Annotated in this window: 11 protein-coding genes and 1 other annotated feature; of the genes, 3 read left to right on the top strand and 8 right to left on the bottom strand. The window is 37.6% G+C overall.

All coding sequences use genetic code 11. The features are described 5' to 3' along the window. Window positions 1-34: 34 nt before the first annotated feature. The 4 genes from BMSHG_RS23820 to BMSHG_RS23835 all read right to left on the bottom strand — a co-directional run bounded on the left by BMSHG_RS23820 (window position 35) and on the right by BMSHG_RS23835 (window position 4,130). Window positions 35-865, bottom strand: a complete 831-nt coding sequence (locus BMSHG_RS23820; RefSeq protein ID WP_019156974.1) for an energy-coupling factor transporter transmembrane component T family protein — start codon at window positions 863-865, stop codon at window positions 35-37. After that, window positions 856-2,568, bottom strand: a complete 1,713-nt coding sequence (locus tag BMSHG_RS23825; protein WP_026073603.1) for an ABC transporter ATP-binding protein — start codon at window positions 2,566-2,568, stop codon at window positions 856-858. The genes BMSHG_RS23820 and BMSHG_RS23825 overlap by 10 nt, the downstream gene beginning before the upstream one ends. Window positions 2,569-2,598: 30 nt before the next feature. After that, the gene (locus tag BMSHG_RS23830; protein ID WP_019156976.1) at window positions 2,599-3,156 is read right to left on the bottom strand and encodes an ECF-type riboflavin transporter substrate-binding protein; all 558 of its coding nucleotides are present in this window, start codon (window positions 3,154-3,156) and stop codon (window positions 2,599-2,601) included. Between the two features lie 116 nt (window positions 3,157-3,272). Then, window positions 3,273-4,130, bottom strand: coding sequence for an SAM hydrolase/SAM-dependent halogenase family protein (locus BMSHG_RS23835; RefSeq protein ID WP_019156977.1), 858 nt, complete (start codon window positions 4,128-4,130; stop codon window positions 3,273-3,275). Between the two features lie 51 nt (window positions 4,131-4,181). Beyond that, window positions 4,182-4,464 (bottom strand) — a binding site (T-box leader). Window positions 4,465-4,644: 180 nt separating this feature from the next. On the opposite strand from BMSHG_RS23835, the gene BMSHG_RS26895 reads away from it, so the two are divergent. Then, the gene (locus tag BMSHG_RS26895) at window positions 4,645-5,016 is read left to right on the top strand and encodes a hypothetical protein (protein ID WP_019156978.1); all 372 of its coding nucleotides are present in this window, start codon (window positions 4,645-4,647) and stop codon (window positions 5,014-5,016) included. After that, the gene (locus tag BMSHG_RS26900; RefSeq protein WP_026073604.1) at window positions 4,974-5,375 is read left to right on the top strand and encodes a hypothetical protein; all 402 of its coding nucleotides are present in this window, start codon (window positions 4,974-4,976) and stop codon (window positions 5,373-5,375) included. The genes BMSHG_RS26895 and BMSHG_RS26900 overlap by 43 nt, the downstream gene beginning before the upstream one ends. 50 nt (window positions 5,376-5,425) lie before the next feature. On the opposite strand, the gene BMSHG_RS26905 is transcribed toward BMSHG_RS26900, so the two are convergent. Continuing rightward, the gene (locus BMSHG_RS26905; RefSeq protein ID WP_019156980.1) at window positions 5,426-7,207 is read right to left on the bottom strand and encodes a methyl-accepting chemotaxis protein; all 1,782 of its coding nucleotides are present in this window, start codon (window positions 7,205-7,207) and stop codon (window positions 5,426-5,428) included. Window positions 7,208-7,468: 261 nt separating this feature from the next. Beyond that, entirely contained in the window at window positions 7,469-9,154 is a 1,686-nt protein-coding gene (locus BMSHG_RS23855; RefSeq protein ID WP_019156981.1) for a methyl-accepting chemotaxis protein, read from the bottom strand. A gap of 324 nt (window positions 9,155-9,478) precedes the next feature. Between BMSHG_RS23855 and BMSHG_RS23860 the strand changes: the two genes are divergently transcribed. Beyond that, window positions 9,479-9,694 carry a hypothetical protein gene (locus BMSHG_RS23860; RefSeq protein WP_019156982.1) on the top strand — a complete coding sequence of 72 codons (216 nt, stop codon included), beginning with the start codon at window positions 9,479-9,481 and terminating at the stop codon, window positions 9,692-9,694. Window positions 9,695-9,750: 56 nt separating this feature from the next. Here the strand turns inward: BMSHG_RS23860 and BMSHG_RS23865 are convergent, their stop codons facing one another. Together BMSHG_RS23865 and BMSHG_RS23870 are read right to left on the bottom strand one after the other, a co-directional pair. Further along, entirely contained in the window at window positions 9,751-10,344 is a 594-nt protein-coding gene (locus tag BMSHG_RS23865; RefSeq protein ID WP_019156983.1) for a class D sortase, read from the bottom strand. Between the two features lie 73 nt (window positions 10,345-10,417). Next, window positions 10,418-12,184 (bottom strand): leucine-rich repeat domain-containing protein, encoded by a 1,767-nt coding sequence (locus tag BMSHG_RS23870; protein ID WP_019156984.1) that lies wholly within the window; start codon window positions 12,182-12,184, stop codon window positions 10,418-10,420. Window positions 12,185-12,381: the final 197 nt, after the last annotated feature.

The raw sequence follows: 12,381 nt of genomic DNA on the forward strand, positions 1-12,381 counted from the left end.
ACTTTTTCAAACTGAAGAAGATCTCCTTTTTGCATTATTGAAACGGATTGTAAAAACGATTTCCGTCATGGAAAGTAATAATGAGAGTCGCAACCAACATGATCATAAAACATGACAGCGCAATATAATCACTCGTTTGAAAAGGGCGAGAACTATACCAGGTTCGCTTTTTATTTTTCCCGAAGCCGCGAAGCTCCATGGCATTGCTAATCGTCTCGATTTTATCGAGACTAGATAAAATCAGTGGAATAATAATAGATGCAGCATTTTTCACCCTTTTCGGTAGCTTTTCCTTCTTCGACATATCCAGCCCTCGTGCTTGTTGGGACAATGCGATATTGCGAAAATCCCTTTGCACATCTGGGATATATCGAAAGGCTAACGCAACCGCATAGGATATTCGATAGCTCACACCAATTTTATTTAAAGATGCAGCAAATTCACTTGGATGAGTCGTCACAATAAAGAGCAATGCCACTGGAGTAACCGTGAAATATTTCAAACTGATATTAAACTGATAAAAAATTTGCTCCAATGTGACATTGTATCTCCCTGCTATTTCAAACAAGACATGACTCGTTCCGTAAATCTTGACTCCTTCTTGGGGAGAAAATCCATAGATCGCAATATTGTTAAGGATCAAAAAGATTAAAATAAAGATTAGCACAAAGGAGACTTCCTTTAGCTCAATCTTCGATACGATGAATATCCATATTCCGATTAGAAATAGGAATACCAATATCCGTGTATCATATGTAAGCATGGCAGCGGAAGACCATAGGATAAAACAAAGAAGCTTAGTTACACCAGTTAAACGATGAATAGGTGTATTTCTGTCAATATATGCGAGCATTTCTACTGCCATCTTTTACGCTCCTCTCTATCAAAAGAAATGAAGCGATCCACAAATTCCTTTGGTTTATGGATGCCAATCCGCTCCGCTAATTCAAAAAGGGACGTTTCCTTTAAATTTGCTTGCTGAATGAGCGCTCGATCAGTTAATACAGCAGAAGAAGAATCATCGGCAATGATTTGTCCATCTGTAATTACGATGGCTCGCGGCGTGTATTCTAACATAATATGCATATCATGGGTGACCATCATAATCGTCATCCCTTGTCGATTTAATTCTACTAAAAATTCCATAATCTCTGTATAATGGCGTAGATCTTGCCCTGCCGTTGGCTCGTCGAGAATGAGAATTTCAGGTTCCAATACAAGAATTGAGGCGATCGTGACTCTTTTCTTTTGTCCAAAGCTCAAAGCGGAAATGGGCCAATTTCGAAATGGATACAATCCGCAAACTTTAAGTGTTTGTTCTACTCGCTCCTGTATCTCATTTTCCGGAACTCCTCGAATTGTCAGCCCCAATGCAACTTCATCAAAAATCATATTCTTCGATATCATATGATTGGGATTTTGCATCACCATTCCAATTCGAAGAGCACGCTCTTTAATCGAATCCTCGGTCACATCTTTTCCATTAAAGAAAAGCTTCCCTGATTGAAGCTTTTCGAATCCACAAATAAGCTTGATAAGAGTCGATTTCCCTGCCCCATTCTTCCCAACGATGCTGACCATTTCTCCTTTTTGAATGGTAAAAGAAAGATCATGAATCATTTTTTGATCACGTTGATAGGCAAAAGAGAGATGCTGAGCGTCCAAGATCGGTGATGTCTGTTCCACTTTACTTCCTCGTTCAACACTTTCGTACCACTCAACCAACTTTTCCTTACAGTTCTTCAGCTCAAATGTGTGCATATGAGCTGGACGCATTTCTTCAGTCAATGTGCAGCCCGCATGCTTAGCCGCTTTCACATATAAAGGCTCTCGAATATGGTATTGTTCTAAAATAGGACTTGCCAACAATGCATCTGGATTGTCATCAGCCACGATTCGTCCATCATCAATGACAATGATACGGTCCACATCTTTATGTAGAACATCTTCTAATCGGTGCTCAATGATGACAATCGTTTTATTCATTTGTTTATGAATTTGATCAATCAGTTCAATCGCGGATTTTCCTGTTGTCGGATCTAGATTGGCTAATGGTTCATCGAACAATAGAATATCGACTTCATCAACCATCACTCCTGCCAACGAGACTCTTTGCTTTTGCCCACCTGATAGGTGATGAACGGATGCTTTCAAATACGATTCCATATCAACCATTTTTGCTGTATCACGAACTATTTGAGCCATTTGCTCTTGCTCAACACAGTCATTTTCTAATGTAAAAGCAATATCTTCCCCGACCGTAAGACCAATGAACTGACCGTCTGGGTCTTGTAATACCGTTCCGACCATTTTGGCTAAAGTAAAAATATCTAACTCCTTTGCCTCTTGTCCTTTAATCGTAAGACTTCCAGTCACTTCACCTTTGTATGAAAAAGGAACCAGTCCATTCAAACACTGACCAATCGTGCTTTTTCCAGAGCCAGAAGGGCCCACGATCAATACTTTTTCCCCTTCATAAATCGTCAGGTTCAAGTTGTGAAGAGAGGGCTCTATTTGACTGTTGTATTTAAAACTGTAGTTGCGAAATTCAATGACTGGTTTTTTCATTTTTTCAATCGTATCCTCTCCAAAAACTATCTATAGTTCTCTATGTAAGCTGTTGCTCTGGCTACGTGTTTTGGAATAAGCAAAAAGTAAAATCGTTCCTAATACCCCAACTGTAACGATATTGGAAAGTCCAGCAAAGGCACCTTGTGCGAAAACTTTGTTCGCAGGCTCCGCATAAATGAGAATATCTAGCCATGGTGCAAGTAAGAACCAACCAATTCCTTGAGCGATTACTTGAATGATATTAAAGGTAATCACCTTTTTCACATTGAAGACACCTGATTCTATATCCATTCTTTTTGCGGCCAAGCCAATCACGACACCTACGAATAAGGATACAATCACCCAGCTCCACCATACGGAACCGTAGGATATCGCATCATTAAGCGCATGCCCGATAAAGCCAATTAATCCTCCAGCAATCGGTCCAAAAATAACAGCCATTAATGCTAAAAATGCATAAGACGTTTGAATGGAAGTATTCGGAATCGGTGAAGGAATTGAAGCGAATTTTGCTAAAATCAGAAATAGCGCTGCTCCTATCCCAATGGCTACAATTGTTTTAATAGATAAATGATTTCTTTTCAAAAAGTCCAACCCCTTATTAACTATTATATTTTTTTATTATAAACTTTTTTCTAAATATTTGTTACTTTTTTACCAGATATTTATACTAGTAATATTAGAAATCGTTCGGAATTTCCCTAATTATAACTAATATTCGACACTTTTCGTATTGAAATTTTCCAATTTACACCTGTTTCAACATGATAGGCTTTTGCGAATGAACCTTGATTTAAAGCGACGCCAATTTTATCGAGTGAATTGACATATAATAGCGGTTCACCTAAATGACTGTCCGCAAAGGAACGACCATACGTCATAATATTTTTATAAACTTGGCGTGTATCGTTTTCAATCGTGACTTCAAAGGAATCACCGTAGACAATATCTAATTGTTTAAAGAGTTCCCGATCGATATTGGTCCATAAATTTCCAAAACGAACATCAAGGATATCAATGCTACCTGTTACCCCTCCTTTGATCAGTTTCGATTCTGATACCGGTAACTCAATAATCGATTCCACTTCTATCTCAGGACCGACTTGTTCATACGTAATGACCCCTGTTGCCAATCTAGCTCCAGTAAATGCATAAACATCTCGACCATGAAAGGTATAAGATTCTCCTGATTTCGGAAGTCGATTCACGTTCTCATCAATAATTCTTGCTTCTTCAATGCCAATTTCTTTCTTGATTTGTGTCAATGTTCCATTATCAGGTGTGACGATGTAATGATTGGTAGCTGTCTTCACTACAACACTTCTTCGATCAGAACCCACCCCTGGATCGACGACAGAAACAAAGACCGTACCTTCTGGCCAGTATGAGATCGTTTGGTATAGTCGATAAGCACCTTCCCAAATATTGTACTGGGGAATGTCATGGGTAAGATCAAATATTCGAATCGCAGGATGAACGGATAATGCTACTCCATACATCGCACTTACTGCACCATCACTAATTCCAAAATCTGTTTGTAACACCAAGTAGTTATTCACAATAATTCCTCCCTCTAGAAAATAAAAAAAACACGTCTTTATCCACCACTGGATAAGGACGTGTTTTATAGATCACGTGGTACCACCTTAATTCACCGCTTGCTCACGCAAAACAGCCTCAACAAGTACATAGGCATAATTGTTCCTTCGCCTAGATACTGTGGTATTGATAACGAGTACCAAATCTCGTCGGAACCTACTAATATCCGTAAAAGATATGTTCAGCACGAAACTCAGAGGCCATTGTTCAGATTCGAATTCTTGCTTCTTTTCAGCTACCGAAGCTCTCTGTGTAAAATTACTAAATCCTACTTTTTCTCTTCATCGTCTTTCGTTTGTAAAAATTCAATTAATTTAAAACTGATTATAGAACATGATTTTAAAAAGCGCAAGAAAAAAATTCATCCTATTCAGATATTTTTTTATTTAATTCTCTGGGTAGTTCTTAACCATTCTGCTCATAATATAGCTGATTCTCTTTTTTTAAAATATCAAAAGCAAAGGAGAGTTTGGGATGGCAAAAGACAAAATAAAAAAACCTTTTTATAAAAAATGGTGGTTTTGGTTGTTAGCTATCATTGTTGTTATTGCGTTGACTCAATGTGGAGATGAAGATGCAGCAGATACTGACACCGCCGATGAGAATGCACAAACCGAAGAAAAAACTGCTGACAATGAAACAACAAATGAGCAGGCAGAAAACGAAGAAGTTGAAGCAGAACAAGCAGAGGAATCTGCAGAGCCCGATGAAGAAGGAGAAACGGATGCAAAAATTGATGCTGGCGTCTACAAAGTGGGCACTGATATTCCTGCTGGGGTGAATACCTTGTATTTGCGAATGGTATGGGATACATTGAAAGTGCATCTGATAGCACTGGCCAATTAGATAGTATTATCTTCAATGATAATCTAGCAAGTGGCGGTCACTCCTATGTGACGTTAAACGATGGAGAATATTTTAAATTACAGGGTGGAGAGATGTACCCGGTTGATGCGGCCCCATCCATTATTCCAGACGATGGACTTTATGAAAACGGAATGTTCAAGGTTGGAGAAGATATCCCTGCTGGTGAATATAAGGTGATTCTAGACAGTTCTATCGGAATGGGGTATTTAGAAGTCTCAAAAGACAGCAGGCACCAAATCGATAGCATTGTCACGAACGAAAATGTTCAGTCTGATATGTATATTACCATTACAGATGGCCAATACATTAAGCTTCAGGATGTACAAATTCAAAAATAATTGAAAAAGATGGTGCCCGCTAAAATACTGAGGGGCACCATCTTTATAGGTTAAATTTTAAATTTCGCAAGTTCATTTTGCAGCGCTTCAGACATTTCACTTAATGACTTTGCTGATTCTGAAATTTCCTCCATTGATGCGAGTTGTTCTCTAGAAGCCGTCACAATCGTTTGAGCCCCTTCAGAACTTTGGGTTGCGATCGCTTGAACTTCTTGTACTGATGCTGACACTTCTTGAGAATTAGCAGACATTTGTTCTGAAATCGCAGATACTTCATGAATTTGTTCTGCTACCAGTATTTCAGCTTCTAAAATCTTTTTGAATGCTACCCCAGCTTCATTCACATCCAATGTTCCAGCTTGAACTTCATGTACAACGTTCATCATCGACTGAATCGACTGCTTTGTATCTTCTTGTGTCCTTTCAATCAGTACTTTAATTTTTGCCGCTGAATCCTGTGATTGCTCCGCTAGTTTTCTTACTTCATCCGCTACAACTGCAAAACCTTTTCCATGCTCTCCCGCCCTGGCTGCCTCAATTGCTGCATTCAACGCAAGTAAATTGGTTTGACTCGAAATATCTGTTATCGCTGTGACAATGTCGCCAATTTGCTTCGATCTTTCTCCAAGTTGCTTAATGATGGAAGAAGTCGATTCCACCGTTCCAGAAATTCGCCCCATTTGCACAACCGCTCTTTCAATCTTGGCATTTCCATCTTTTGCAATATCGGTAGATTGCTGTGACATGGCCGCCACTTCAGAAGAAGACTCAGCAATTCTTTGAACTCCCACACTTACCTCATCCATTGCAAGAGCGCTGTTCGTTGCAACTTCTGCTGAAACCTCAGCTCCTTTTGCCACTTCATTGATATTGTTCACGACATGCTCTGTAGCAGTTGTTGTTAATTCGGCACCCGCTGATAATTCTTCCGATGAAGCAGCTACCTGATCTGTTACATTTTGTACACTTGTCACTAATCCTTTTAAACTTGATGACATTAGATTAACAGAATCGCTTAATTGACCGATTTCATCTTTCGATTTGATCTGTAAATCTTCTCCCGTAAAATCTCCTTTAGCGATCTGATTCATTCTTCCAACGACATGTTGAACAGGCTTAACAATATAATTGGCAAGGAATAGGGCAACAGCGATTCCAATAACAATGGCTGCAATGGAAAGAATAATAACGATGCTATTCACAGCAATCCCGCGATTGATCAGTTCCTGTCCATTTTGTTCTACCATTTCTTTTTTTTCGTTAACCCTTTGATCAAAAGAATCCATCAATTGTTGTCCAATCGGCCCCACCTGATCGTTTACAATTTTTAATGCTAGGTCTTCCTCTCCTCGATCATAAGCAGTGAAAACTCGTTCTTGAATGAGCTCTCCCCAGTTTTTACTCGCATAAAGGAGTCGATCAAGTTCTTGCGATTTATCCATTTGCAAAATTTTCCCCTCAAGGTCTACGCTACTCTCTGTATATTCGGCAAAGAGCTCTTTATCACGCTCATCCCCAAATAGAAGAAAACCTCTTAACAGCGCCATTCTATTGGCAATATTGTAGCTCAATTCAGATTCATATGTGAGCGCCTGAACGTCATCTTGAATCGTTTTTTCGATTTGACGATTGAGACTTGTCACATTAAAAAGGACACTCGTTCCCAAAATAATAAGAAGTAATAAGACTGCTCCATAACCGAGGAGAATTTTTGTCTTTAGTCCTTGAACTTTAAGTTTACTGAACGACAGATTTTTCAAAGAAATACTTTTCAAACGAAAGTTTTTCTTCAGTGAATTTTGCGTTTTTTTTATTTTCAGACTCCGTTTCATATACTTGCCCCCTATAATTTTCATGCCTTTTCATTGACACAATGTTTTGATATTTCGTTGTAAAAAGAGTGAAACTATTACTATTTTCATATAAGAAAAATGATGTATATATAGATTTTACTGTTTTAATAGTACTATTTCCATAAAAACATTTCGATTCTCTAAATTTCTGAAATATAATTATTTTCAAATAACTATTACAAAATAAAAACCTTTCTGTACACAGAAAGGTTTTTAAATGATTTTCAGTTGTAATGTATATTAGTCTCTAATTTTAAATTGCTGCACAAGTTCATTTAATCTTGTTGCATTTTCTTCAAGTGATTTTGCACTATTAGATACTTCTTCCATTGCACTGCTTGACTGCTGTGAAGTCGCTGATACTTGTTCGAGGCCAGCCGCACTTTCTTCAGAAACAGAGGCAATGTTTTCTATTGAATTATTAATGGATTGAGAGTCATCAAGAATACTGTAGAGTGATGTTGCCATTGATTCGATACTTGTTTCCACTTCTTCAATACTTTCTTGTATCCTCACAAATGTACTTCCGGTATTAGAAATTTGAGAAGTTCCTTCTTGAACTAGCTCATAACCATTATCTAATGACTCTACCACTTGCTTGGATTCATTTTGAATATCCGTAACAATTGATGTGATGTCTGAAACAGAATTACTAACTTGTTCAGCAAGCTTTCGCACTTCATCTGCTACTACAGCAAAGCCCTTCCCTTGCTCTCCAGCACGAGCCGCTTCAATCGCTGCATTCAACGCCAATAGGTTTGTCTGGTCGGCGATCTCACGAATAACGTTAACCAATTGGGTAATTTCATTTGTTTTACTATCCAATCCCCTTACCATAGAATTAGACTTCTTCATACTCTCATTAATGACAGCCATTTTTTGAATGGATTCATCCATCGCACGACTGCCCTCATTTGTTAAATGAACCATTGTACCAGCTTGTTCTTTTGCCCCTTCACCAGCTACGACTACTTGCATGATTTCTTGAGCAAAATGATTCATTTTCTCATTTAAGACAGTAGATGAATTTGCTTGCTCTTCCGCACCCCTAGACAATTCCTCCATCGAAGTAGCGATTTGCTGACTACCCGCCCTTACCTCGTCTGCATATTGAGTAAGCTCTTCACCTTGACTTGTTACATCTTCAGAAACATTTCCAATTTGAATGATCATGTTTCTAACATTTTCATTCATGGCATTTACAGAGAGAATAAGTTGACCAATTTCATCCTTTAATTTCGTCTTTATTGGTTCTGAAGGTAACTCTCCCTTGGCAATATCGTTCATTCTTTTTACAATTTGTTTAATCGGCCTTACAATAACCTCTGATGTATAGACCGCAATCACTAAACCAATAACAACGATAGCAATAGAGACAATAATACCGATCAATTGAATATTTTCTCCGAATGACACAACACTACTACCATTTTTCATTGCACTATCTTCTTGTGTTTTTGCTAGCGTTTGATAACGTGTTATAAGGTTTGCTGCGATCGGCTGGGATTTCGTTGCTAAAATTCTCTCAGCCTCATCTTTTAGTCCTTTATCGTAGGCTGCAAATACCTCATCTTGAATTACAAGATTCCACTCATTAGTCATTTCTATTAATTCGCTAATCTCTGCCGACGGATCATTTTCTAGAAGTTCTTTTTGAATATCTTGACTTTGTATGTAGTAGTCAGCGTAATCCCTTCTATAGCCATCCTCATTATAAAGCATCATACCTCTTAGTAAAGATACCCTTTGAGCGATGTTATAAGACAACTCTTCACTCGCAATTAATGTTGGTAAATCCGTCGAGGTCACTTCCTTCGTCTTTTGATTCATCATTGAGATGGAAAAATAATTAAATACGGCTAAACCTGAACAAAGTAAAATAACAGCTAAAAAACTAATCGTAAGTCTTATTCGAATACTTTTCATGTGTGTAAGCGCCTTCTTTCTCTAGTTCGAAGTTTTTAATTACGAATTTCAAAGAATGATTCTCATTTTTAAGCCCAATAATCATTCTAAAATTCTAGATATCTTAAAATTTAATAAATGTGCTTATAATAGTCAATTTTCGACATTTTCCTCTTAAATACCATCATACCTATAATCTTGTATACAAGTCAATCCATCATTTGATTTTAAACTAAAAGGCAGATGAAAAATTCACCATTTTTTCATTTTTATTACCAATTCTGGTTAATCTCCTTCACTTAGGCAAAAATAATGGTTGAAAATGAAAAAGACAGGAGGATTTTGATGGATTTTAAACAATTAGAACAATTAGGCGAAGAATTAAGAGGAATAGGACATACACGAAGACAATTGGTAGAAAAAATTTATCAAGAAGTCAAAGAAGGGGACCAACACCAATCAAAAGAGTTGTATAAGGAGCTAAGCAACGTCTCTGATCAAGCAATTGGGATTATTCAACGTCAGAAAGAAATCTTTGATGAAGAAGTGCGGGGGATGTAGTTTGTGATAGATAATAGGATGCCCCTGATTTTTTGGAGCATCCTCTACCTCTATATTCAAAGCACCGGCTCCGCATACACAATATACCGTTCAGGGGCGTTTCCGACAAAATGAAATGGATAGCAGGTCGTTAATGTGAGCACTTCATTTGGTGCCGTAGTGCGAATGACCGTTCGATCATCTGCATCGACAATATCAGTACTTTTCACCTCATACGTAAACGTGCCGTTATGCATTTCAAATATGATTTGATCACCGATAACAAGGTCACCTAAATGTTGAAAGACGGTATCACGATGACCTGATAAGACAATTTGATCCCCGAGTCCTGGGAGAGCAGTACCGATAAAATGGCCAACTCCTTGCTCAAGTTCCTTATCCCCTGTACCTTCTATGATCGGAAGCTCTGCTTCGAGCTGTGGTATTTGTAAAATACCAAATACTTCTCCTTCTTCAATCACCTCAGGAAACTCTTGCGTTGGAGCTACTTTTTCTAACCCAAATTGAGTTTTAGATTTCGCTATATCAAGTGCTTTCGCCTGAGCTGTTTTACTGTGTATCACTTGCCAAGAGCCATAAGCAATCAATAAAGCACCTGCAATTAAAAGTACTATCACAACAAGGCTGGATTTTCTTTTCAACGTAAACATCACATTCAACTCCTGTTATGAACATCATTCAACTGATCCCCTCCTATTCAAAATAGGAGAGGAATCATCGATATTACACTCTTTCTTTTCTCATTTGATAGAAAAGGATACCTGCCGCTAACACAAGGAGCAGTCCACCAAGGATGAGGATGTTCATTGAATTTGTAGCAGTGTCTGGAAGTCTTTGTCCCAACTCTTGTTCAGCTGATTTTTCAGGTGTTTTAACAGACTCATCATTTCCAGAAGTTACTGGTTCAGATGAAACCTCTTCTTCAAAAACAGTATACGTACTAAAGTGAGTCGTTTCCGCTATCACAACACCATTTGTATACGTACCACCAATTTTCTCCCATTTCTTTGTAGACGGGTTATAATACCAAACTTTCGCATCCTTTACCCCTGCTTTATCCACGTTGAATGTAAGTGTAACTGGAACTGCAAATTTAGAAATATTTCCTGATGCTGTTTCAATAGAAAAGTCATACGTAGCTCCAACAGCTCCGTCTGCTTTTTCCAATCTATCAACAACAATATTTACGTCTTGTCCATTTCCTAAAACACTGGCAGGGATTTGAACAGAAACATCTGCTCTTGCCACTTCAACTTTAATATTATTATCTTGAAGCATTTGAATTTGTTCTTTTGTTAATGCTACATTGACTTGCTTATCATTCAAATCTTTAACATCAATAACCAATTGTCCATTAAATCCAGCTGCGCGAATATTTTCGTTCGAAATCGTTGCATTGTTTCCACTCACCACTGGCTTCACAACCGTTGTTTTTGGTCCCTCAGCTTTCACTTTAAGTGTAGCAGTTTCTGGCCCACCAGACTGTCCGTAGTTGAAACCAAACTCTACGCTCACTTCATACTCTTTCCCTTTTGTTAAATTGGTAAAAGTATATTCTCTTACCGTTTTGTCTTCAATTACTTCCACTTGTTTCCCATCTAATGATACGGTGAATCCCATGTCGGCCATTTGCGTCGTATTTTCTAAGATGGACCATTCTATTGTAATCGAATCATCCGTTACATTTTTTGTTTTCAATTGGAAGACGTTATCAGGGCTAAGCACCACTTGCACGTTTTTCTTCAATAATTTTTGGATGCTATCATACGTAGCTGAACCTTTGCTAACATTTAAGGGGTTTCCTTGTAATGACAAAGCTTGTAATCCTGGTAAATCAAGGATTGCGTTAATATTCGTAATTTGATTGTTATCAAGAGATAGCATAGACGCATTCGGCAAATTGGATAAATCAGAAATATTGTTCCCAGACAAATCTAACAAAAACAAATTTGTTAAACCTTTTAAGGCTGAGATATCCGTAATGTTGTTGTCTCTCAAATATAAACTAGTTAAATTTTTAAAATTTCCATAGGGTGTAACATCCTTTATCTCATATCCATTCAAGCCCAAACTCGTCAGATTTGTTAGCTTCGATAAGATTTCGATGAAATTCGGGTTTGTTTCTCCGATATTAGATAGATAGATAGATTGTAACTGAGGAAGTTCACTAATAGGAGTTAAATCTGTTATCGCGCTTTGTTCAATCGATAAGGATGTCAGATTCTTCGCATACTGTAAACCTTCAAGGCTTGTTATTTTATCTCCATAAATAGATAACCAGTCTAACCTTTCAAGCTCTCCTTGAGTAATAGACTCTGGATTTTCTAGAGTTTCAAGAATTGCCTTTTCCAAGTTTTTATCCTCAAATACAACAACCTCTTCCTCCAATTCAACTACATCTTCCTCTTCTGCTTTCGTTGATTGAGCAAAGCCTAATTGTAATGCTAGTCCCAAAATAAGTGCTAAAATAAATCCTTTTGAGCTTTTCATTATATTCCCCTCTTCCTTTATTCTTCTACATTTTTTTACAACAATTAAAGTAGATTTTGTCAAAAACACTACTATCATGTTAAAAATTATATCGATTAATAGGACAAAGGTTATGTAACTAAAGTAATGGTTCGCAAAAAAATAGAGATCTTAGAGATCTCTATGACTTAAATTAGCTTATGCTGTTTCGCCACTAC

Origin of the sequence: Robertmurraya massiliosenegalensis JC6, assembly GCF_000311725.1 — a bacterium.
Taxonomy (GTDB): domain Bacteria; phylum Bacillota; class Bacilli; order Bacillales; family Cytobacillaceae; genus Robertmurraya; species Robertmurraya massiliosenegalensis.